A 21,374-nucleotide genomic window follows, 5' to 3' on the forward strand; every position below is an offset into this window, starting at 1 on the left:
CACGGGCAGGCCTAGACTCGGGAGCATGACGAGCAGCGACGCCCCAGCTTCTTCTCCTGCCTCCTCCCCCGCCCCGTCGGCGCCGTCGGCCACGGCCGTCCGTCTGACGACGATGGCCCACGGCGGCGGGTGCGCATGCAAGATCCCGCCGGGCGAGCTCGAGGAGGTCGTAGCGGGTCTCGCCGGGCAGTCCTACGAGCAGGTGGTCGTGGGGCTCGAGGACGGCGACGACGCGGCCGCGGTGCGGATCGACGGCGGCCGGGCGGTGCTCTCCACCGCGGACTTCTTCACCCCCGTCGTCGACGACCCCTACGACTGGGGTCGCATCGCCGCCGCGAACGCGCTCTCCGACGTCTACGCGATGGGCGGCACCCCCGTCGTCGCGATCAACCTCGTGGGCTGGCCGCGGGACGTGCTCCCCTTCGACCTGCTGCGCGAGGTGCTCAGCGGCGGCCTCGCCGTGGGCCAGGAGGCGGGGGTCCCGGTGATCGGCGGGCACAGCGTGGACGATCCCGAGCCCAAGTACGGCATGGCCGTCACGGGCATCGGGGACCCGGAGCGCCTGCTGCGCAACGACGCCGCGGAGGCCGGCCTGCCGATCACGCTGACCAAGCCGATCGGCGTGGGCCTGCTGAACAACCGCCACAAGAGCACCGGCGAGGTGTTCGAGGCGGCGATCGCGACGATGACGCAGCTGAACCGCGACGCCTCGCTCGCCGCGCTCGAGGCCGGGGCGCGCGCCGCGACGGACGTGACGGGCTTCGGCCTGCTGGGGCACCTGCACAAGATGGCCCGGGCCTCCGGGGTGGGCGCCGTGATCGACCGCTCCGCGGTGCCGCTCGTGGACGGCGCCGCCGAGGCGCTGCGGGACGGCTTCGTCTCCGGCGGCACCCGACGGAACCTCGACTGGGTGCGCCCCCATGTCACGGCCGACGCCGGCCGCACCGAGGAGGACCTGCTGCTGCTCGCGGACGCCCAGACCTCGGGCGGGCTGCTCGTGATCGGCGAGGTCCCCGGCTACCCGGTGATCGGAGAGACCGTGGAGGGCTCCGGGATCCGCGTGCGCTGACCCGCCGTGGTGCCGCGCCGCGGCACCGGGCGCGGGCTCAGGCGCCGGTGGTGATCGAGTCGTCGAACGTGCCGGCCGCCCGTCGGGCCGCGAGCCGCGCCTTCTGCGGCTCGACCACGCGGCGGGGATCCTTCACCGACTCGAGCCCCGCCTCGAGCACGCCGAAGCGGGTGAGCGCGGAGGCGCCCAGCAGGGCGAGGCCGCTCGCGGCCGTGAGCACCCGACCGGCCGTCCGGACCCGGGAGCGCCCCACGCCGGTGCCCGCGCCCGCGGACAGCAGCCCGGAGGCCACGGCCCCCACGCCGCCGGCCACGGCGAGCCGCTCCGCCCAGCGCAGACGGCGCCCCGCCCGGCCGGTCTCGAGCGGCTCCGCCTCGAGCGGGTGCATCGACGCCTTCATGCGGTGCATGCTCAGCAGGTCCCCCGCGACGCCCGCCGCGGCGAGGGCCCGTGCGGGCCCCAGCTCGGTTCCCGGGGCGAGGACGAGGGCGGCGCCCGCGGAGGCGAGGGTCGCCGAGGAGCCGAACAGCAGCGGCAGGTCGTGCCGGCCGGCGGACCACGTGGGCACGGCCGTGTCCCCGAGCAGGCCGCCGGTGTAGGTGGCGAGCAGCGCGCCGGTGCCCGCCTGGGCGATCGCGGCGGGCGTGTCGAGAGCGTGCAGAGCGGGGCGCAGCGGGCCCAGCGGCAGCCGCTCCCTGCTCAGGCGGTCCACCTCGATGAGGGCGCTCACGCCCGCGACCGCTCCGGAGGCGGAGAGGATCCAGGTGCCCATGCTCATGAAGCTTGTGATCTTCACGGTGCGCATCATGTTGAGGAAGCGCTCCGGGCGGCCGAGGTCGACGACCAGGGCCGGGGTGCCCACCCCGATCGCGCCGAGGGCCGTGAGCCGGGCCGCGCGGCGCAGGCCGGGGCGACCGCTCGCGTGCGCGCCGAGCGCCAGCAGGCCGGAGCCGCCGGCGACGCCGCCCACGAACAGGTACAGCGCGATCGGCTCCTCCCACGGCGGCGCCTTGACGATGGGCCGCCCGTAGTAGGACTCGAACTCCATGTCCCCCACGAGGGACATCTCGCGGTCGCCGGCATCCGCTCCCGCGCCGCGGCGCTTCCCGGCGGCGTCGAGCGGGCGCCGGCCTTCGGTGCTGCCGGAGGAGGCCGGCCGACGGCGGCGGCGCGGGCGCTCGGGCGGGCGGTCCGCGTCGAAGGGCGTGAGGGTCATCGGCGTGCCCCCAGGAAGGCGAGGGCCGTCGCGGCGGCCATGCCGAGCGCGGCGACGCCCACCTGCCGCATCATCATCGGCATGTCCTTCGTGGGGACCTGCGGGTCCGGCGGGAGGCCGTAGACCTCGGGCTCGTCCAGAAGCAGGAACACCGAGCCGGTGCCGCCCACGCCGTCGGCGCTGTTCGCACCGTAGAGCCGGGCCTCGGTGCGGCCCTGGGAGTGCATCTGCGCGAGCCGGTCCCGGGCCTCCTCGACGAGGTCCTCGCGGTCGCCGAAGGTGATCGACTGGGTGGGGCAGGTGGCGGAGCAGGCGGGCTGCTCGCCGTCCACGAGCCGGTCGTAGCAGAGCGTGCACTTGTTCGCCGTGCCGCGGTGCGGGACGGGCTCCTCGCGGTCCACCTTCGCGGAGACGGTGCCGTCGTCGCGGCGCTCGATGACGCCGAAGGGACAGGCGCCCACGCAGGTGCCGCAGCCGTTGCAGACGTCGGACTGCACGACGACCGATCCGAACTCGGAGCGGAAGATCGCGCCCGTGGGGCACACGTCCAGGCAACCCGCGTTCGTGCAGTGCTTGCACACGTCCGAGGACATGAGCCAGCGGAACTCGGGGGTGTCCGGCGGCGTCGTGTCCGCTCCCGCGGCGGGCACCGCCCGCTCCTTGGGGCCGATGCTCGGCATCCCGAGGCTCACGAGCTTCCGGCCGGACTCGCGGGCCTCCTCGATGCGGTCCTTGGTCTGCTCGACGAAGGCCACGTGGCGCCAGGTGTTCGCACCGAGGGCGCCCGTGTTGTCGTAGCTCGAGCCGAGGATCTCGAGGTCGCCGTCGACCGGGTTGCGGTTCCACTCCTTGCAGGCGACCTCGCAGGCCTTGCAGCCGATGCAGATCGACGTGTCGGTGAAGAACCCCTTGCGCTCCGTACCGGCGCCCCAGCCGGCATCGGCCGCGGGGCCCTCCGGTCCGGCGAGCAGGGGCGGCAGCGGCGGGGTCATCGGTTCCTCATCTCGCGCTGGGACGGCTGGGCGACGGGCACGGCGGGCGCCTCCTCCGGTCCGCGCGCGTGGTGCGCGACGGACTCGTCGGTCGGGTCGAGCTGCGCGTCGCGCGGGGTCTCCGGTCGCTCGAGCACGTGGTGCTCGGCGTCCACGATGCCCGCCCGGCGACGGTACTCCTCGACGAGCTCGAGCAGCGCGGGGCCGCGCGGGCGGCGCCCCGGCCGGATCGCGCACGCGTTGTTCTTGGAGTTCTGGATCTGGGTGTTGGCGTCGAGGTTCATGCCGATGAGGTCGTTGACCCCGTCGCCCGTGACGATCGCCTGGTCCCCGCGGGCCCAGTGGTAGGGCAGGCCCACCTGGTGGATCGTGCGGTCCCCGATCCGCAGGGGCGTCATCCGCTCGGTGACCAGGACCTTCGTCTCGATCGCGGAGCGGGCGGAGATCACCGTCGCCCAGCCGTACGGCTCGAGGCCGACCTCGGCGGCGAGCTCCGGGGAGACCTCCATGTACAGCTCGGGCTGCAGCTCGGAGAGGTAGGGCAGGAAGCGGCTCATGCCGCCCGCCGTGTGGTGCTCGGTGATGCGGTAGGTCGTGAACACGTACGGGTATACGCGCCCGCCGAGGCCCAGGGCGCCGGGCGAGTTGAGGTTGTCCTCCCCCGCCTTGAATCCCACCCGGGTCGGGTTGGACTGCTGGAGGTACAGCGGGTTCGGGACCGTGGACTCGGGCGCCTCGTAGTGCGTGGGCAGGGGTCCGTCGACCAGGCCGGTCGGGGCGAAGAGCCAGCCGCGGCCGTCGGCCTGCATGATGAAGGCGTCGGTGCCGGCCAGCGCCGCGGCGCCGCCCTTCCCCGGCTCGCCGGGATCGTCGGGGCGCTTCGTCGCCGGGAAGTCGGGGACGTCGTCCCCGACCCAGTGGCCCTGCTCCTCGTCCCACCACACGAGCTTCTTGCGCTCGCTCCACGGCCTGCCCTCGGCGTCCGCGGAGGCGCGGTTGTAGAGGATCCGGCGGTTCGCGGGCCATGCCCAGCCCCAGTCCGCGGCGATCTCGTCCTGCTCGGCGCCGGGGGTGCGGCGGCGGGCCTGGTTGACGCCGTCGGCGAAGACGCCGGCGTAGATCCAGCAGCCGCCGTCGGTCGAGCCGTCGGCCGTCATCTCCGCGAAGGCGGAGAGCGGCTGCCCGGCCTTCTCCCCCGTGAGGTGGCGGCCGTTGATCTCCGCGAGCACCGCCTCCGCCTCGACCTCGCCGTGCTCGTCCGTCGGGTAGTCCCAGGTGAGGTCGAGCAGCGGCCGGTCCCGCGGGTCGGTGGAGCCGGCGAGCTTCTCGCGCACGCGCCGGCCCAGCTCGTAGAGGAAGTCCAGCTCGCTGCGGGCATCGCCCGGCGGGTCGACGGCCTTGTCGCGCCACTGGACCATGCGCTGGGTCTGCGTGAAGGAGCCGGCCTTCTCGGTGTGGTTCGCGGCGGGCAGGAAGAAGACCTCGGTGCCGATGTCCTCGGTGCGCATCTCCCCGGTCTCGATCTCCGGGCCGTCCTTCCAGAAGGTCGCCGACTCGATCATGTGGAAGTCGCGCACCACGAGCCACTTGAGGTGGCTCATCGCCTCCCGCTGGAGCCGCCCGTTCGCGGAGCCCACCGCCGGGTTCTGGCCCAGCAGGAAGAAGCCGTCGACCCCGTCCTCGAGCATCCGCATCGTCGTCTGGTAGGTGCCGTGGGCGCCGGTCAGCTTCGGCAGGTAGTCGTAGGCCCAGTCGTTCTCGGCGGTCGCCGCGTCACCCCACCAGGCCTTCAGCAGGTTCACCGTGTATGTCTCCGCGTTCGCCCAGAAGCCCTTCTGCTCCTTATGGCCGATCGCGTCGACATACTCCCGGAAGTCGTCCTGACCGGCCTTCGGCATCGGCAGGTAGCCGGGGAGGATGTGATAGAGCGTCGGGATGTCCGTGGAGCCCTGGATCGTGGCGTGGCCGCGCATCGCCATGATCCCGGAGCCGGGCCGGCCCACGTTCCCGAGCAGGAGCTGCAGCACGCCCGCGGTGCGGATCATCTGCGCGCCGCCCTGGTGCTGGGTCCAGCCCAGCGCGTAGACGAAGCAGGTGGTGCGCTCGCGGCCGGAGGCGGAGGTGATCGACTCCGCCAGGTAGGCGAAGTCCTCCGGCGAGATGCCGCAGGTGGCCTCCACCATCTCCGGGGTGTACCGGGCGTAGTGGCGCTTCAGCACCTGGAAGACGCTGCGCGGGTGCTGCAGGGACTCGTCCCGCTCGGGCAGGCCGCGCCGCACCTGCTCGTGCTCGCCCGCGTACGCCCAGGTCGCGTTGTCATAGGTGCCGGTCTCCGGGTCGTAGCCGGAGAACAGGCCCTCGCCGTCCTCGGCGTCCGCGTACTCCTCGGAGAGGATCGTCGAGGCGTTCGTGAACAGCCGCACGTACTCCTCGAACCACAGGTCGTTCTCGAGCACGTGGCGGATCAGCCCGCCCAGCAGCACGACGTCGGTGCCCGTGCGGATCGGCACGTGGCGGTCCGCGTTGGCGGACGTGCGGGTGAACCGCGGGTCCACGTGGATCACGCGCGCGCCGCGCTTCTTCGCCTCCATGACCCACTGGAAGGCGACCGGGTGCGCCTCCGCCATGTTGGATCCCTCGATGACGATGCAATCAGCGTTAGCGATGTCCTGCACCGACTGCGTCGCGCCGCCGCGTCCGAACGAGGCTCCCAGACCGGGAACCGTCGCGGAGTGTCATATGCGCGCCTGATTCTCCATCTGGATGGCGCCCGCGGCGGTGAAGAACTTCTTCGCGAGGTAGTTCTCCTCGTTGTCGATGGTCGCGCCGCCGAGGCTCGCGATGCCCATCGTCCGCCGCAGCGGATGGCCGTGCTCGTCCTCGTCCTGCCAGTGGTTCCGGCGCGCCTCGAGGAAGCGGTCCGCGATCATGTCCACCGCGGTGTCGAGGTCGAGGTCCTGCCAGTCGCTCGCGTAGGGGGCGCGATAGCGCACCGTCGTCTGCCGCAGCGGGGAGTTGACGAGCTGCTCGCTCGCGGCACCCTTGGGGCAGAGCCGGCCGCGGGAGACCGGCGAGTCGGGGTTGCCCTCGATCTGCACGACCTTGCCGTCACGATGGTAGACCCGCTGGCTGCAGCCCACCGCGCAGTAGGGGCAGACGCTCTCGGTCATGCCGTCCGCCGTAGCGGTGCGCGGCGTGGTGGCGCGGGTCACCGGCGACGTCACCGCGACGCCGCGGCCCGTCCGATCGGCGCCGCGCAGCTGGCGCAGCACCGGCCAGTTCAGGAGCACAGGTCGAGCCATGGGATCGATGCTAACAGTCCGATGACCGGCGGGGGTCACGGACCGACGGCCCGGCCGGGGATCAGCGGTCGAGGGCTCAGACCTCGTCGCCCGACGGGGCGCCCGCCTCCTCCTCGCGGATCCGCTCGTGGTGGCGGATGACCTCGGTGACGATGAAGCGCAGGAACGCCTCCGCGAAGGTCGGGTCGAGGCCGGCGTCGTCCGCGAGCGCCCGCAGGCGGTCGATCTGGGCCTGCTCGCGGCTGGGATCCGCCGGCGGCAGGCCGTGCTCGGCCTTCAGCCGGCCCACACGCTGCGTGTGCGAGAAGCGCTCGGCCAGGAGATGCACGAGCGCGGCGTCGATGTTGTCGATGCTGCGCCGCTCGAGCGCGAGCACCTCACGCGCCCGGGCGACGTCCTCCGGGTCCGAGCCCGGCGCGGTGGGGGCCTCGGCCATCAGGCGCTCCGATCGCGGCGGTCGCCCGCCTCGTCGCGCTCGGCCTCCGAGGTGGTGAGCATGAGCGGGGGCCGCCCCTCGGTGATGACGCCCTCGGTGATGACCACCTTGGCGACGTCGTCCCGGGAGGGGACCTCGAACATGACCGGCTGCAGCGACTCCTCGAGGATCGCCCGCAGTCCGCGGGCGCCGGTGCCGCGGGCGATCGCCTTCTCCGCGATCGCCTCGAGGGCGCCGCGGTCGAAGTCGAGCTCCACGCCGTCCAGGCGGAACATCTTCTGGTACTGGCGGGCGAGCGCGTTGCGGGGCTCGGTGAGGATCGAGATGAGGGCCTCGCGGTCCAGGTTCGAGACGCTCGTGATCACGGGCAGGCGGCCGATGAACTCGGGGATCAGCCCGAACTTCAGGAGGTCCTCCGGCAGCAGCTCGCCGTAGATCTGCTCCTGCTCCATGGGGGTGTGGAGGTCCGCGCCGAAGCCGATGCCGCGGCGACCGATCCGGTTGCCGATGATGTCCTCGATGCCCGCGAACGCGCCGGCGACGATGAACAGCACGTTCGTCGTGTCGATCTGGATGAAGTCCTGGTGGGGGTGCTTGCGGCCGCCCTGCGGCGGCACCGCGGCGACCGTGCCCTCGAGGATCTTCAGCAGCGCCTGCTGCACGCCCTCGCCGGAGACGTCGCGCGTGATCGACGGGTTCTCCGCCTTGCGGCCGATCTTGTCGACCTCGTCGATGTAGATGATGCCGCGCTGCGCCTTCTCGACGTCGTAGTCGGCGGCCTGGAGGAGCTTGAGCAGGATGTTCTCGACGTCCTCGCCCACGTACCCGGCCTCGGTGAGGGCGGTCGCGTCCGCCATCGCGAAGGGGACGTCGAGCATCCGGGCGAGGGTCTGGGCGAGGTAGGTCTTGCCGCAGCCGGTGGGGCCCACGATCATCACGTTGGACTTCGCGACCTCGACGCCGTCGAGCTCGTCCGGCGCCTCGGCCTCGCCGTCCTCCTCCGCATGGACCGCGGCGGGTCCGGGGCGACCGCCCTTGCCGGCCCGCGCGGGACCGGCGGCGGCCTGCGCCTCCTGGGCGCGCACCCGCTTGTAGTGGTTGTAGACGGCGACCGCGAGGGAGCGCTTGGCCGGCTCCTGCCCCACCACGAACTGCTCGAGGAAGTCGAAGATCTCCTTCGGGGACGGCAGCGGCTCCTGCTTCTCGGGAGCGGGCTGCGCGGCCTGGATCTCCTCGGCGATGATCTCGTTGCACAGCTCGATGCATTCCTCGCAGATGTACACCTGCGGGCCCGAGATCAGCCGCTCCACCTGCTTCTGCGACTTGCCGCAGAAGGAGCACTTGAACACGTCGGCTCCGTCGCTCGTGCGCGCCATGACCGTCCTCTTTCTCTCCCGACGGGGAGCGGTGGGGTCTCGGGGGAAGTTTTGGTGCGGGCCAGGACCGCCTGGACCACGGTAGCCCAGCACGGCCGGGCGGGGACGGAGGCGCGCGGCCCCGACCTCCGCGGGGGAGGTCGGGGCCGCGCGTCCGGATCAGCGGGCGATCTGGCCCGGCACGTCCTTGCGGCTCGCGAGGACCTGGTCGACCAGGCCGTAGTCGCGTGCGCTCGCGGCGGTGAGGATCTTGTCGCGCTCGATGTCGCGGCTGATCTCCTCGGCGGCGCGTCCCGTGTGATGGGCGAGGGTCTGCTCGAGCCACTCGCGCATGCGCAGGATCTCGTTGGCCTGGATCTCGATGTCCGAGGCCTGACCGCCGCCGCCCTGGCCGCCCATGGCGGGCTGGTGGATGAGGATGCGGGCGTTGGGCAGCGCGAGGCGCTTGCCGGGGCTGCCGGCGGCGAGCAGCACGGCGGCCGCGGAGGCGGCCTGGCCGAGGCACACCGTGGTGATGTCCGGCTTGATGTACTGCATCGTGTCGTAGATGGCCGTCAGCGCCGTGAAGGAGCCGCCGGGGCTGTTGATGTAGAGCGTGATGTCGCGGTCGGGGTCCTGGGACTCCAGGACGAGCAGCTGCGCCATGACGTCGTCGGCCGAGGCGTCGTCCACCTGCACGCCGAGGAAGATGATGCGGTCCTCGAAGAGCTTGGTGTACGGGTCCTGGCGCTTGAAGCCGTAGGCGGTGCGCTCCTCGTACTGGGGCAGCACGTACCGGCTGGTGGGCATCGGGCCGGCCTGGGCGAAGCCGGCGAGGCGGGGATCGAAGGTCACGGGTTCTCCTGATGAGGTGAGGTCGAGTGGGTCGGAGAGGACGCAGGAGGCGCGGGAGGCGCCGAGGGGATCAGCCCTCGGTGCCGCCGCCGCCCGTGACGTCGCCGGCGCGGGTGACGATCTGGTCGATGAAGCCGTACTCGAGGGCCTCCGGCGCGGTGAACCAGTGGTCGCGGTCGGCGTCGGCGGTGACCTGCTCGAGGGACTTGCCCGTCTGCTGCGCCGTCAGCTCGGCCATCTGCTGCTTCATGGAGAGGATGAGCTCGGCCTGGATCTTGATCTCCGAGGCGGTGCCGCCGAGGCCGCCGAGCGGCTGGTGCAGGAGCACGCGCGTGTGCGGGGTCGCGTACCGCTTGCCGGGGGTGCCGGAGGACAGCAGGAACTGCCCCATCGACGCCGCCATGCCCATGGCCACGGTCACGACGTCCGGCTGGATGAACTGCATCGTGTCGTAGATGGCCATGCCCGCGGTGATGGAGCCGCCGGGGCTGTTGATGTAGAGGTAGATGTCCTTCTCGGGGTCCTCGGCGGCGAGGAGCAGCATCTTCGCGCAGATGGCGTTGGCGTTCTCGTCGCGGACCTCGGAGCCCAGCCAGACGATGCGCTCGCGCAGCAGGCGCTGGTAGACGTTGTCGTCGAGGCCCAGGGGGTAGTCCCCGGCCGCGGCGCGGGGCCGGTTCTCGGTGCTCTGGGAGGTCACGGGTGTCTCCTTCGTGGCGGGTGGTGCGATGGGATCGACTCTAGGCGGTGCCCCCGCGCCTCCGGGGTGCTGTTCGCCGCGGGCGCACACTCGCCCGCACCCCGTGAGGCACCCGTGCGGCAGGTGTGAGGACGCCATGACAGGACGCCGCGGATGTGGCTCACGCCCTTCCCGAGGGTCAAGGCTCCCCCCGTTTCGGTCACGTTGACTGTTTCCGGGTAAAGCTCCGGGAAAGTTCCCGGGCGAGGTGCTTCAAGCCCTCTGTCCGGGGCCGTCCCCCGCCTCTACGTTGGTGGCACCCCCCCCCCCACGGAGCGCCACCGCCCTGGGATGCACGACGTACTGCACGTACCCCCGATCCACTCGGGGTCGGAAGGAACCACTGCTCATCATGGCTCAGCACAACTCGCACCGCGCCGCCGGCCGCGCCGTCACCCCCCTCGTCTCCGCGAACCGCGCCGCCCGCGGCCTCGGCGGTGCCGCCGTCCTCGGCACCGTCCTCGTCGGCACCGCCTTCGCCGGCACCGCCGCCAACGCGGCCCCCGCCGCGCCGGCCGCCCCGGCCGCCGCCACCGCGTCCCCCGCCGCGCCCACCGAGGCCTCCGCCGCGAAGCTCACCAGCACCCAGAAGCTGCGCTCCGGCGATCGCGGCAACGCCGTCGAGGACCTGCAGGGCGCCCTCAACGACAACGGCGCGAACCTCGCCGAGGACGGCGTCTTCGGCAAGAAGACCAACGCCGCGGTGCGCGAGTACCAGAGCGAGCACGGCCTGGCCGTCGACGGCGTCGTCGGCCCCAAGACCCGCGCCTCCCTCAACGGCGGCGAGTCGATCCGCACCTCCGGCGCCTCCGCCAGCACCTCCTCGTCCTCCTCGAGCTCCTCCAGCTCGATCGTGGACCGCGCCCGCTCCGTCATCGGCACCCAGTACACCTGGGCCGGCAACTCCCCGAGCGAGGGCTTCGACTGCTCGGGCCTGACCCAGTACGCCTATAAGGCTGCCGGCATCTCGCTGCCCCATTCCAGCAGCGCGCAGGGCAACGGCGGCCGCTGGATCTCCCAGTCCGAGGCCCAGCCGGGCGACCTCGTCGTCTACTCGGGCCACGTGGCCATCTACGTCGGCAACGGCCGCATCATCGACGCCTCCGGCTCGAAGCAGCAGGTCGTCGAGCGCGACATCTGGGGCTCCCCCAAGGGCTTCGTCACCTACCGCTGATCCGCGCGGCCACCGCGCCGCCGATCACCACCGAGAGGACCCGGTCCCCGCAGCTGCGGGGGCCGGGTCCTCCGTCGTGCGGGCAGGTCCCGTGGGACAGGTGCACGGGACATCCACGAGGGACGGGCGAGCACATGCCCCGCCCCCGTCGGGCTCACCGGCGCAGCGGTCGATACACGCGGCCGAACGCCCGCTCCGCCCCGGGGATCGGCCCCACGAGCTGCACGTCGACGCGGCGCCCGCCCGGGACCTCGAACAGACGGGTCCCGTCCCCCAGCAGGACGGGCGCGCACATCACCTGGATCTCGTCGACGAGACCCGCCTCGAGCGCCTGCCGCGCGATGTCCGCGCTGATGATCTGGATCTCGCCCTCGCCGGCGATCTCCTGCGCCCGCCGCAGCGCCTCCCGGACGTCGCAGTCCCAGGCGAGGACCGTGTCGTCCCCGGCGAGCTCCTCGGGCCGGTGGGTCAGGATGATCTCCGTCCCGGACCACGCCCCGCCGTACGCCTCGGAGGTCAGCTCCCCGCGGGTCTCCCGCTGGGCGAGGGCGGCGTCGTAGCCGCGGCGCCCGGAGATGATCACCGCGACCGGCGCCGCAAGGGTCGCGGTCAGATCGGGCCCCTCGGGCTCCGGGGCGGCGGCCTCGCGCGCGGCGATCTCCTCGAGCCAGCTCATGTCGTGACCGGGGGAGGCGAGGAAACCGTCGATCGATGCGGTGAATCCCCAGACGACCGTACCCATCCCGTTCCTCCTCGTGGCGGTGGGCCCCGAGTCTGCCACGGCCGCCGGGACGACGGAACGGGCCGCCACCCCGGAGGGTGACGGCCCGTTCCTGTGCTCGCGGAGCCCGCGCGCGGCGGGTCAGCGAGCGGTGATCACTCGGCCTCGGTGGCCTCGGTCGCCTCGGCGGCCTTCTTGGCCGGCGCCTTCTTGGCGGGCGCCTTCTTGGCCGGGGCCTTCTTGGCGGCGGGCTTCTTCTCGGCGGCGTCGGCGGCGGCCGGCTCCTCGGCGTCGGCAGCGGCGGCCTTCTTCGCCGGGGCTTTCTTCGCGGGAGCCTTCTTGGCCGGAGCCTTCTTGGCCGGGGCCTTCTTCGCGGGCGCCTTCTCCTCAGCGGCCTCGTCGGCAGCGGCGGCGTCCTCGGACTCGGCGGACTCCTCGGCCTTCGCCAGGCCCAGGTCGAGGACCTCGCCCTTCTCGTTCTTCACGACGACCTCGGAGAGGGCGACGTCGAGGGCCTTGGAGCGCTGGACCTCGGAGAAGATCTGCTCGAGCTGGCCGGACTGGGCGAGCATCTGCAGCAGCTGGTTCGGCTCGATGCCGTACTGCGCGGAGAGCTGCGTCATGTAGTCCATGAGATCGTTCTGCTCGATGGAGACCTCGCGGGTCGCGTGGATCTCGTCGAGCAGGAACTGGGTCCGGATCGCCTTGACGGTGTCCTCGCGGATCTCCTCGGCGTGCGGGTCGCCCGCCTCCTTGCCCTCGTTCTGCAGGTGGGACAGGATCTCGTCCTCGACCAGCTGCTCGGGCACGGGGATCTCGAGGTCCTCGAGGAGCTTCTCGAGGAGCGCGTTGCGGGCGAGGCCCACGCGGTTCGAGGTGGCGTCCGCCTCGGCCTGCTTCTTGAGGTCGTCCTTGAGCTCGTCGATGGTGTCGAACTCGGAGGCGAGCTCGGCGAACTCGTCATCGGCCTCGGGGAGCTCGCGCACCTTGACGGACTGCGCGGTCACGGAGATCTGGGCGTCCTCGCCCGCGCGGTCGCCACCGGCGAGCTGCGAGACGAAGGTGGTGGACTCGCCGGAGGAGAGGCCGATGAGCGCCTCGTCCAGGCCCTCGAGCATGTTGCCCTCACCGATCTGGTACGAGACGCCCTCGACGGACTCGATCTCCTCGCCCTCGATGGTGGCCTTCATGTCGAGCGAGACGAAGTCGCGGTCCGCGGCGGGACGGTCGACGCCCACGAGGGTGCCGAAGCGCTCGCGGAGCTGGTCCAGGCGCACCTGCACGGCGTCGTCGTCGACGGTCGGCTCCTCGATCTCGAGCTCGACGGAGGAGAACTCCGGGAGATCGAACTCGGGGCGGACGTCCTGCTCGACGGTGAAGACGAGGTCGCCCTCGTCCTTGCCGTCCAGGCCGGGGATCTCGACGACCTCGACCTCGGGGCGGCCGACGGGCTTGATCTCCGCCTCCGCGGCGGCCTTCTGGTAGAAGTCCGGCAGGGAGTCGTTGACGGCCTCCTGCAGGATCGCCGGACGGCCGAAGCGCTGCTCGACCAGACGGCTGGGGACCTTGCCCTTGCGGAAGCCCGGGATCTGCACCTGGTCGGCGATCTTGACGGTGGCGGCCTCGACGGCCGGCTTCAGCTCGTCGAACGGCACCTCGACGGTGAGCTTCACCCGGGTGGGGCCGAGCTTCTCGGACGCGGTCTTCACTGGTCAGGTCTCCCTGTTCATCGGTGGTCTAGGACGTGTGTTGTCACGGGCGCCCCCGGCGCGGCCGCAGGCGGCGACCCGGCGGGCGGAGTCGGGGTGACAGGATTTGAACCTGCGACTTCCCGCTCCCAAAGCGGGTGCTCTACCAAGCTGAGCTACACCCCGGAGGGCAACCCGCCAGATACTACCGGTTCACGCGCGGGGCCGCGCTCGCCGTCCCTCCGCGCTGTGAGGAGACCCATGCCCGCGACGGGGCGCGCGGCACGGCCGGGGGCGCCGGGATCTGGTTCAATAGGCCTCGCCGCACGAGCGGGACCATCGAGAGATGCCCGCCCCACGGCCCGGGCCTGTCCCCCGCCTCACGGCATCGGTGCAGGCCACGCGGATGTAGCTCAATGGTAGAGCCTCAGTCTTCCAAACTGATTACGCGGGTTCGATTCCCGTCATCCGCTCGCTGCAGCACCGAAGGGCCCCGGTTCCGACCGGGGCCCTTCGCCGTCCCGGCACGTCGGCCCTCCCTGCCCGGCGCGGACGCCCGGGCGTGGAACCATGGGCACCATGACCGTGCCCGAGACCACCGCCCCGTTCCGCTTCCCCGTCGCCGGCCGCTACGCCGGTATGGCGTCCTCGCCGCTGAAGAGCATCTTCGACCTCGCCGCCGCAGCCGGCGTGGTCTCCTTCGCCGGCGGCATCCCGGACCCGGAGCTGTTCGACCTCGGCACCGTCACCGCCGCCTACGACTGGGTGCTCTCCCACCAGGGGTCCCGCGCGCTCCAGTACGGGGTGAGCGAGGGCGAGCCCGAGCTGCGTGTGCAGGCCGCGCGGCGCGTCTCCCGCACCCTGCCCACCGACGCCTCGCAGATCCGGGTCACCTCCGGCTCCCAGGAGGGGCTGTTCGTCGTCGCGGAGGCGCTGCTCGAGCCCGGTGACGTGGTGCTCGTGGAGTCCCCGACCTACCTCGCGGCGGTGCAGGCCTTCGCCGTGCACGGCGCGCGGATGGTGGGCGTCGCGACGGACGACGACGGCGTGGACCCGGCAGCGCTCGAGGAGGCGATCCGCACGCATCACCCGCGGATGGTCTACCTCATCCCCTCCTTCCAGAACCCGACGGGCCGGACGATGCCGCTCGAGCGTCGTCGCGCGGTCGCCGAGGTGCTGCTGCGCCACGAGGTCCCCCTCATCGAGGACGACCCCTACGGCGAGCTGTCCTTCACGGGCGTCGTCATGCCGCCGATCGCCTCGCTCCCCGGCATGGCGGAGCGCACCCTGCTGCTGAACTCCATGAGCAAGCTCATGAGCCCGGGCGTGCGGATCGGCTGGATCCGCGGCGAAGGGCCGGTCCTGGAGACGCTCGCCGTCGCGAAGGCGGCGATCTCGATGCAGTCCTCCGTGGTGGACCAGCTGATGGTCGCCCGGTATCTCGAGACGGCGGAGCTCGACGCGCACGTGAGGACGGTCAGCGCGGTCTACCGGGAGCGGCGGGACGCGCTCGCCGAGGCCCTCGCGCCGGTGCTGCCCGCGGGCGCGCACGTGACCCGGCCCGAGGGCGGCATGTTCCTGTGGGCCGCGCTCGGCGAGGGGTACGACGCGCAGGAGATGCTCGCGGACGCGGTCGCCGCGGGCGTCGCCTACCTGCCCGGCTGGTCGTTCTTCGCGGAGGACCCGGACCGCTCGACGATGCGGCTGAGCTTCGTCACCCACTCCCCCGCGGTGATCGCGGAGGCGATCGGCCGGCTCGGCGAGGTCATCGCGCGCCACGGCGGCCGCTGAGCCCTCCGCATCAGGGCCTGCTCAGCGGGCGTCCTGTCCCGGGGGCGCGGTCCACCGCAGCGTCACCCGGAACCCCGTGCGGCGGCGCACGCGGGCGCCGGGCAGGTGCCCATGGGCGAGCTCGCGCAGCTCCGCCGTCGAGAAGGCCGCGTCCGTGATCGGCATCGCGTCCTCGCGCCGTCCCCGCCCGGCGGCGTCGGCCGGCGGAAGCGCCCGCACGGGGCACGGGTGCTTCACGAGACCGATCAGCGGGTTGGTGAGCACGTTCGTGAGGTCCCAGATCCGGTCCGCCGGGCCGACGGGCCGCACGAGGCTCACGACGAGCAGCCGTCCTCCCGGGCGCAGCAGCGCCCGGGCCTGGGCGAAGGCGGCGACGGGGTCCTGGTGGTGGAGCGAGGCGATCATCGAGACCGCGTCGTAGGCGCCGTGGCGGGACGGGTCCGCGGCGTGCTCGGCGAGCGTGCGGCGGGCGATGTGCACGCCGTCGAGGTCCCGCAGCGCGCTCGCGGCGGCGTAGGCCATGCGTGCGTCGGGGTCGATGCCCTCGACCTCGGCGGCGACGCCTCGCAGCGCGCGGGCGAGGTCGCCGCGGCCGCTGCCCACGTCGAGCACGCGCCGGGCACCGGCGGGGACGCCCGCGAGGACCCAGCGGTGGAAGTGGGCGTTGTGGTCCCACGGGCGGCGGGCGTTCCAGCGTCCGAGCTGCCTCCCCGCGGCCCGCACGAGGGCGTTCCTCGTGGTGCGCAGGTCGAAGGGCTCGCGGGGGCCGTCGGCGGTCATGCGCGCAGCGCCCGGAGCCGGAGGGCGGTCATGAGGGCGAGCAGCGCGCCGATCAGCGCGGCGGCGGCGAGCGCCGCGGGGAGCCCGAGCCCGGCGGCCAGGACGAGCGCTCCCCCGGTCGCGAGGGCGAGGAGGAGCGCGTCGGACTGCCAGGCGAGCAGGGGGAGCACGGAGGCGTCCCCCTGGGCGGTGGGCAGGGGGACGGTGAGGGCGAGCGGCATGGGACCTTTCGCGGCGTCCCGCAGGCGGGCCGGGACGAGCAGGAGGGCGAGCAGCAGCGCCGGGGCGAGGTGCTCGAGGGGAAGGGGGTAGAGGAGCGCGACGGGCACGCTCCCGGCCGCCGCGAGCAGGACCATCAGCGACGTCGGGGCGATGAGGTGGAGGACCGCCTGCACCGGGGCGGACTGCCCGAACAGGGCGGGCGCGCCGAGGGTGTGCACCGCATGGCGGAGCCCGTCCACGAAGGGCCCGCTGCCGAGCCACACGCCCAGCGTGCCGACGAGCACGGCGACGACCGCGGCGGGCCCCGTCACGAGGGTCGCCCCGGCGGTGAGCAGGGCGGCGCCGGCGATCACGCCGATCGCGCCGTGGGCGCTGCGCCCCGGGCTGCGCAGCCACGCCACGGCGTCGCGGCGCGCGTAGACCAGCGCGAGAGGGCCGGGGCCGACGGCCGGGAGCCGGCGCCCCGCACGGGGCGGGCTGCGGAAGCCGGCGGCGGCGCCCGCGAGGTCGCCCGCGTCCGCACTCGTGCGGGCGGCGTCCCAGCGCAGGGACTGCTCGAGCAGCACCGCGCCGCGCAGGCGGTCCAGCAGCGCCCACCCGATGACGGCGGCGAGCAGGCCCGCGGCCGCGATCCCGAGGGCCCACGGCCAGGGGAGGGCACCGGCCGGCACCGGTCCGGGGATCAGGGCGGCCGGTCCGGCCTGCCCCGGCAGTGCGAGCACGAGACCCAGGGCGAGCACCCCGAGCGCAAGCAGCGGTCGCGCGGCGGGGGCCAGCAGCTCCCCGGTGAGCCAGCACAGGCCGAGCAGCAGGCCGGTGCCGGTCGCGGCGACCAGCAGCGCGGCGAGCTCCGCGCCGGAGGCGACGTCGGCATCCAGCAGCACGGTGCCCACGACCGCGGCGGTCAGGAGGCACGCCCCGAGCGGGACGAGCAGGGCGCGGGCGGCGGGACGGCTCAGCACGGTGCGTCGGCGGAGCGCGCTGCCGGCGAGTGTCGTCGTGAGGAAGGGGTCCAGCAGCGCCGGGCCGCGGGTGCCGCCCACGAGCACGGCGCCCGCCGCGGCGACGGCCACGGCGAGCACGGCGATCGTGGGCGCGGCGGGGGCGAGCAGCAGCGGGAGCACGTCGGGCCGCGCGAGCAGGCCGCCGACGCTCCCCAGGGCGGGGACGACGAGCACGAGGACCGAGATGACGACGAGGTAGAGGAGCTCCACCTGCGCCCAGGTGCCGCGGGCGGTGGAGCGACCGGCCCAGACCTCACGGACCCCGGCGAGATCACCGCTCATCGGGCGGCGCCCACCGTGCCGGCCGCCGTGAGCGTGAGCTCGGCGGTCGCGAGGGAGTCGACGAGCGCGGGGCTGTGGCTCGCGAGGACGATCGCGGCGCCGGCCCCCGCCCGTGCGCGCAGGGCGTCGGCGACGAGGGTGACACGGTCGGGATCCAGCCGCTGCTCGGGCTCGTCGAGCAGCAGCACCCGGGAGGGGCGCCCGAGGGTCAGGGCGAGGGCGAGGAGCTGGGACTGCCCGCTCGAGAGCTCGTGCGGGAAGCGCGCGGCGAGCGAGGACAGCGCGAGCTCCTCGAGCAGGGCGTCGGCCTCCTCCTGCGCGGGGCCGGCCGCCCGGCCCCAGGTCGCGCCGAGGAATCGGAGGTGCTCGCGGACGGTGAGGTCGCGGGCCGTCTGCGGGGGGCCGATGAGCGCGGCGAGCGCGGCGCGCAGGGCGGGGTCGCGGTCGTCGGGGGCGTGGCCGAGCACCTCGATGCTGCCCGTGGAGGGGCGTCGCAGTCCCGCGAGGAGGCGCAGGAGGGTCGTCTTCCCGGAGCCGTTGTGGCCCCTCAGCGCGAGCACCTCGCCCGCGTCGACCCGGAGGGAGACGGGGCTGAGCAGCTCGACCTCCCCTTCCGCGGCGCCGACCTCCTCGGCGCGCACGACGGGCCCGCCCCCGGAGGGGGACGGCAGGGATCGGGTGCGCGAGCGGCGGGCCATGGGTCCATGGAACCCCTGCTCCCGGACCCTCGGCACCCGACCTCCGTCGACGATCCGGTGTCGAGGGGCGCTCAGCGGGTGGGGTCGGCGACCGGGGCGGCCTGCTCCTCGCCGGCAGCGTCCCCGCGGTCTCCGCCCACGCCGCCGACGTTGATCATCCAGTGCATGGCGAAGCGGTCCACCACGGCGCCGTAGACGTCGCCCCAGATCTGCTTCTGGAGCGGCATCTCGACCTCGCCGCCCTCCGCGAGGCGGTCGAAGATCGCCGTGAGCGCGGCGAGGTCCTCCTCGCCGGTGCCCATGAGGGCCAGGTTGACGTTGTCGCCGATGGTCACGGGGTGCATGTCGGGGATGGCGTCGGCCGCGTTCAGCACGAAGTGCTCGGTCGTGAGCTCGGCGTGCATGATCTTCCCGGCGGCCTCGTGGCCCTCGGGAACGGCGTGGAACTCGCCGAAGGTGCTGAGGATGAGCTCGCCGCCGAAGATGTCGCGGTAGGTCTCGAGGGCCTCGCGGGTGGTGCCGGGGAAGTTGAGGTACGCGCGGAGCTGGACGGTCATCGGGTCCTCCTGGGAGCGGTCGGCCGGGCCGACGGGCCGGGCGTGCGACGGGCGGCGCCGGGGCCGGCGCCGCGCTCATCGTAGGGGCGCCGGGCGACGGACGGGAGGGGGTGAGGGGACGCGCCGGGGGCCTCAGCCGCGGCGGGCGGCGACGGGACGCCCACCGCCCGCGCGGGTGCCGCCCGAGGGCGTGAGGCGGGGCAGCGCCCGCAGCAGCCAGAACCCGCCGGCGAGGCACAGCACCCCGGTCGCGGCGCCCGCGGCGGCGACCGGCGCGACGAGGGTGACGCCGGAGACGACGAGCGGGGCGACGAGCCGCCCCGCGCCCATGAGCGTGTTCCACCAGGCGAGGTAACCGGTGCGGCCGTGCACCGGGGACACGTCGATGCCGAGGGTCATGACGATGCCGGAGCCCAGCCCGTTGCCGAGGGCGATGAGGGCGCTCGGCACGAGCAGCGCGACCAGCGCCGCCGCCTGGCCGTGCCCCTCGAGGGCGGCCGCGAGCACCGCGAGCAGCACGTAGCCGGCCCCCATGATCAGGCCGCAGGGCACGGCGACCGCGGCCCGCCCGAACCGGTCCATGAGCACCCCGGCGGGGATGACCATGATGATCTCGAGCACCGCGCTCGCCCCGAACACGAGGGAGATGAGGGTCGAGTCCAGGCCCAGGGAGGCCCCGAGCAGCGGCACGATGACCGGTCGGTTGACACGGGAGATCATCACGGGCGCGATCCCGCAGCCGATCGAGATCATGCGCAGCAGCACGGCGCGGTCGAGCCGGCGGTGCAGCGGGCTACGGCTCCGCCCGCGCGGGATCGTGCGGGCGCTCCCCCGGGTCTCGCCGACGGGCAGGAAGATGCCGACCATGACCGTCGCGGCGGCGGTCGTCACGGCGTAGAGCAGGAAGACGACGGAGTCCTGCCCGAGGCCCAGCACGATCGCGCCGAGCAGCGGACCGACCACCTGGCCGATCCGGATCATGCCGCCGAAGGCGGTCATGCCGCGGGCCCGCATCCCGGGCGGCAGGGCGCTGCCGAGGTAGGCCTGCCGGCCCAGCGTCCACACCTGCGAGCAGGCGGCCATGACGACGAGGGCGGCGATCAGCGCGAGCCGGTGGCGGAGCGCAGGGTCTCCCTGCAGCCCCGGGGTGATCAGGAGATAGGCGACGACGTTGGAGACGACGAGCAGCGCACCGGTGAGCACGAGCGCGGGGCGGGCGCCCATCCGGGAGATGAGGCGGGCCGCGGGGATCGGGCCGAGGAACGAGAAGATCCCGAAGACGAGGCTCAGGGCGGCCGCCTGCGGGACGTCGAAGCCGAGGGCCAGGGCCATGAGCGGGATGACCGGCAGCAGCGCCGAGTTGCCGCTGAACTCGAGCAGCGTGGGCACGTACACGGACGGCACGAGCTGGCGCATGACCTGGGCGGTGGTGCGCTCCTCCGCCGATCGGGAGGGCGGGGGCGCAGCGGTCACGCGGGCAGTCTGTCACCGGGTCGTGAGCTCGGGCAACGATCTCCCGCCCGGTGGGACGCACGCCTCCCCGGCGGCCTCCTCAGGCGCCGGGGCGACGGGCGGCGGTGAGCGGGAGCGCGGTCCGCCCGGCGCCGGCGACCGGCGGCCCGGGGACGGCATGGGCGGCAGGGCTGCCGGGACCCACGGACGCGCGGGTCGCCTCCTCGCCGCGCCGTACCTGCTCCTCGTCGAGCCCCGCGGCGAGCGCCTCGGCCGCCCAGCGGACGGCCCAGGCCTCGAGGGCGTCGCCGCCGCCCTCGCCCGCGAGCCAGGTCCCGGTGGGACGATCGGGACGGGAGCGGCAGGTGCTGCGCCAGCCGTCGGTCTCCGCCGCGAGGGCGAGCAGCATCAGCTCCCAGCCCACGGCCCACACGCCGGGGCCGCGCTCCTCGACGTCGGCGCGCTCCCGCACGAGGGTGTGCGTGAGCACGAGCGAGGTGGTGCCGTCGTCCTCGGGGTCCAGCAGCAGCGTCAGGAGGTCCGTGCGGCCCCCGCGCTCCCAGGAGAGGACGAGGCGGTGGGGGCCCTCGACCTCGAGCACGCTGCCCTCGACGGGCTCGGGGCCGGTGAGGGCGAGCAGGGATCCCTCGGCGGCGGGCAGCGAGAAGCGCCCGCCCTCGCCGAGCTCCCCCTGCACGGGTCCGTACCAGGAGGCGAGGCCGTCGGGTGTGGTGAGCAGCGGCCAGAGGCGTGCGGGGGCCAGGTCCACGGCCGTGGAGAGGGAGAGCCGCAGCCGCAGCTGCTCCCCCAGGTCGTCGATCTCGAGCGCTCGTCGCACCGCGTCCGTCACGGTCTGCGACCGCAGGGTCGTCATGGTCTCCTCGAAGAGTCGTCGCCGCTCCGCACCGGCGCCGTGGCGCGGGCGCGGACGGAGCGAGAGTAGCCCACGGCCGCACCTCCCGCACAGACCCCGTGCCGTCGCGCACAGGGGCCCCGCACCGTGCAGGTCACAGCTCGGCGCACAGCCGCGCCCGCCTCCCG

The 21,374-nt window shown here is 73.7% G+C and carries 18 protein-coding genes and 2 tRNA genes; 4 read left to right on the top strand and 16 right to left on the bottom strand.

From position 1 onward, the window contains the following. Positions 1-25 precede the first annotated feature (25 nt). Entirely contained in the window at positions 26-1,069 is a 1,044-nt protein-coding gene (gene selD, locus ABD080_RS15380) for a selenide, water dikinase SelD (RefSeq protein ID WP_343906225.1), read from the top strand. Between the two features lie 37 nt (positions 1,070-1,106). Here the strand turns inward: selD and nrfD are convergent, their stop codons facing one another. From nrfD to ABD080_RS15415, 7 genes are all read right to left on the bottom strand, one after another. Further along, a complete protein-coding gene (gene nrfD, locus ABD080_RS15385) occupies positions 1,107-2,285 on the bottom strand; it encodes an NrfD/PsrC family molybdoenzyme membrane anchor subunit (RefSeq protein ID WP_137771345.1) in 1,179 nt (392 codons plus the stop codon). Then, complete coding sequence (locus ABD080_RS15390) at positions 2,282-3,277, bottom strand: 4Fe-4S dicluster domain-containing protein (RefSeq protein WP_137771346.1); 996 nt, start codon at positions 3,275-3,277, stop codon at positions 2,282-2,284. The genes nrfD and ABD080_RS15390 overlap by 4 nt, the downstream gene beginning before the upstream one ends. Continuing rightward, a complete protein-coding gene (fdnG, locus tag ABD080_RS15395; RefSeq protein ID WP_343906228.1) occupies positions 3,274-6,579 on the bottom strand; it encodes a formate dehydrogenase-N subunit alpha in 3,306 nt (1,101 codons plus the stop codon). Before fdnG ends, ABD080_RS15390 begins: the two co-directional genes overlap by 4 nt. 76 nt (positions 6,580-6,655) lie before the next feature. Then, positions 6,656-7,015, bottom strand: coding sequence for a chorismate mutase (locus ABD080_RS15400; protein ID WP_137771349.1), 360 nt, complete (start codon positions 7,013-7,015; stop codon positions 6,656-6,658). Further along, positions 7,015-8,391 carry an ATP-dependent Clp protease ATP-binding subunit ClpX gene (gene clpX, locus ABD080_RS15405; protein WP_343906230.1) on the bottom strand — a complete coding sequence of 459 codons (1,377 nt, stop codon included), beginning with the start codon at positions 8,389-8,391 and terminating at the stop codon, positions 7,015-7,017. Before clpX ends, ABD080_RS15400 begins: the two co-directional genes overlap by 1 nt. A gap of 159 nt (positions 8,392-8,550) precedes the next feature. Then, the gene (locus tag ABD080_RS15410) at positions 8,551-9,180 is read right to left on the bottom strand and encodes an ATP-dependent Clp protease proteolytic subunit (protein WP_137771777.1); all 630 of its coding nucleotides are present in this window, start codon (positions 9,178-9,180) and stop codon (positions 8,551-8,553) included. A gap of 115 nt (positions 9,181-9,295) precedes the next feature. After that, entirely contained in the window at positions 9,296-9,925 is a 630-nt protein-coding gene (locus tag ABD080_RS15415; protein WP_137771351.1) for an ATP-dependent Clp protease proteolytic subunit, read from the bottom strand. 391 nt (positions 9,926-10,316) lie between these two features. On the opposite strand from ABD080_RS15415, the gene ABD080_RS15420 reads away from it, so the two are divergent. Continuing rightward, on the top strand, positions 10,317-11,138 hold the full coding sequence (locus ABD080_RS15420; RefSeq protein WP_343906232.1) for a C40 family peptidase: 822 nt from the start codon (positions 10,317-10,319) through the stop codon (positions 11,136-11,138). 154 nt (positions 11,139-11,292) lie between these two features. Here the strand turns inward: ABD080_RS15420 and ABD080_RS15425 are convergent, their stop codons facing one another. The 3 genes from ABD080_RS15425 to ABD080_RS15435 form a co-directional block, all read right to left on the bottom strand. Beyond that, positions 11,293-11,880 carry a dihydrofolate reductase family protein gene (locus ABD080_RS15425; RefSeq protein WP_137771353.1) on the bottom strand — a complete coding sequence of 196 codons (588 nt, stop codon included), beginning with the start codon at positions 11,878-11,880 and terminating at the stop codon, positions 11,293-11,295. Between the two features lie 134 nt (positions 11,881-12,014). Continuing rightward, complete coding sequence (gene tig, locus ABD080_RS15430; RefSeq protein ID WP_343906234.1) at positions 12,015-13,568, bottom strand: trigger factor; 1,554 nt, start codon at positions 13,566-13,568, stop codon at positions 12,015-12,017. A 91-nt stretch (positions 13,569-13,659) separates the two neighbouring features. After that, positions 13,660-13,733 (bottom strand) — tRNA-Pro (locus ABD080_RS15435). Positions 13,734-13,949: 216 nt separating this feature from the next. Between ABD080_RS15435 and ABD080_RS15440 the strand changes: the two genes are divergently transcribed. Then, a tRNA-Gly gene (locus ABD080_RS15440) sits at positions 13,950-14,020 on the top strand. 106 nt (positions 14,021-14,126) lie between these two features. After that, positions 14,127-15,338: an aminotransferase-like domain-containing protein gene (locus ABD080_RS15445; RefSeq protein WP_343906236.1), complete on the top strand. Its 1,212-nt coding sequence runs from the start codon at positions 14,127-14,129 to the stop codon at positions 15,336-15,338. A gap of 21 nt (positions 15,339-15,359) precedes the next feature. On the opposite strand, the gene ABD080_RS15450 is transcribed toward ABD080_RS15445, so the two are convergent. From ABD080_RS15450 to ABD080_RS15475, 6 genes are all read right to left on the bottom strand, one after another. Next, on the bottom strand, positions 15,360-16,118 hold the full coding sequence (locus ABD080_RS15450; protein ID WP_343906238.1) for a class I SAM-dependent methyltransferase: 759 nt from the start codon (positions 16,116-16,118) through the stop codon (positions 15,360-15,362). Further along, the gene (locus ABD080_RS15455; RefSeq protein ID WP_343906240.1) at positions 16,115-17,626 is read right to left on the bottom strand and encodes a hypothetical protein; all 1,512 of its coding nucleotides are present in this window, start codon (positions 17,624-17,626) and stop codon (positions 16,115-16,117) included. Before ABD080_RS15455 ends, ABD080_RS15450 begins: the two co-directional genes overlap by 4 nt. Further along, positions 17,623-18,324: an ABC transporter ATP-binding protein gene (locus tag ABD080_RS15460; RefSeq protein WP_343906242.1), complete on the bottom strand. Its 702-nt coding sequence runs from the start codon at positions 18,322-18,324 to the stop codon at positions 17,623-17,625. Before ABD080_RS15460 ends, ABD080_RS15455 begins: the two co-directional genes overlap by 4 nt. Before the next feature lie 71 nt (positions 18,325-18,395). Then, on the bottom strand, positions 18,396-18,881 hold the full coding sequence (locus ABD080_RS15465) for a VOC family protein (protein ID WP_137771359.1): 486 nt from the start codon (positions 18,879-18,881) through the stop codon (positions 18,396-18,398). Between the two features lie 132 nt (positions 18,882-19,013). Next, positions 19,014-20,354, bottom strand: coding sequence for an MFS transporter (locus ABD080_RS15470; RefSeq protein ID WP_137771360.1), 1,341 nt, complete (start codon positions 20,352-20,354; stop codon positions 19,014-19,016). A 79-nt stretch (positions 20,355-20,433) separates the two neighbouring features. Then, entirely contained in the window at positions 20,434-21,207 is a 774-nt protein-coding gene (locus ABD080_RS15475) for an SRPBCC domain-containing protein (protein ID WP_264450056.1), read from the bottom strand. Positions 21,208-21,374 lie beyond the last annotated feature (167 nt).

The organism is Brachybacterium rhamnosum (assembly GCF_039526185.1).
GTDB lineage: Bacteria > Actinomycetota > Actinomycetes > Actinomycetales > Dermabacteraceae > Brachybacterium > Brachybacterium rhamnosum.

Bases quoted from the DNA above. Each gene is read 5' to 3' on its own strand.
- ABD080_RS15455 (WP_343906240.1), bottom strand. From the start codon at position 17,626: ATGAGCGGTGATCTCGCCGGGGTCCGTGAGGTCTGGGCCGGTCGCTCC.
- ABD080_RS15390 (WP_137771346.1), bottom strand. From the start codon at position 3,277: ATGACCCCGCCGCTGCCGCCCCTGCTCGCCGGACCGGAGGGCCCCGCG.
- ABD080_RS15445 (WP_343906236.1), top strand. From the start codon at position 14,127: ATGACCGTGCCCGAGACCACCGCCCCGTTCCGCTTCCCCGTCGCCGGC.
- clpX (WP_343906230.1), bottom strand. From the start codon at position 8,391: ATGGCGCGCACGAGCGACGGAGCCGACGTGTTCAAGTGCTCCTTCTGC.
- ABD080_RS15450 (WP_343906238.1), bottom strand. From the start codon at position 16,118: ATGACCGCCGACGGCCCCCGCGAGCCCTTCGACCTGCGCACCACGAGG.
- ABD080_RS15425 (WP_137771353.1), bottom strand. From the start codon at position 11,880: ATGGGTACGGTCGTCTGGGGATTCACCGCATCGATCGACGGTTTCCTC.
- selD (WP_343906225.1), top strand. From the start codon at position 26: ATGACGAGCAGCGACGCCCCAGCTTCTTCTCCTGCCTCCTCCCCCGCC.
- ABD080_RS15465 (WP_137771359.1), bottom strand. From the start codon at position 18,881: ATGACCGTCCAGCTCCGCGCGTACCTCAACTTCCCCGGCACCACCCGC.
- nrfD (WP_137771345.1), bottom strand. From the start codon at position 2,285: ATGACCCTCACGCCCTTCGACGCGGACCGCCCGCCCGAGCGCCCGCGC.
- ABD080_RS15400 (WP_137771349.1), bottom strand. From the start codon at position 7,015: ATGGCCGAGGCCCCCACCGCGCCGGGCTCGGACCCGGAGGACGTCGCC.
- ABD080_RS15420 (WP_343906232.1), top strand. From the start codon at position 10,317: ATGGCTCAGCACAACTCGCACCGCGCCGCCGGCCGCGCCGTCACCCCC.
- ABD080_RS15410 (WP_137771777.1), bottom strand. From the start codon at position 9,180: ATGCCCACCAGCCGGTACGTGCTGCCCCAGTACGAGGAGCGCACCGCC.
- ABD080_RS15475 (WP_264450056.1), bottom strand. From the start codon at position 21,207: ATGACGACCCTGCGGTCGCAGACCGTGACGGACGCGGTGCGACGAGCG.
- ABD080_RS15460 (WP_343906242.1), bottom strand. From the start codon at position 18,324: ATGGCCCGCCGCTCGCGCACCCGATCCCTGCCGTCCCCCTCCGGGGGC.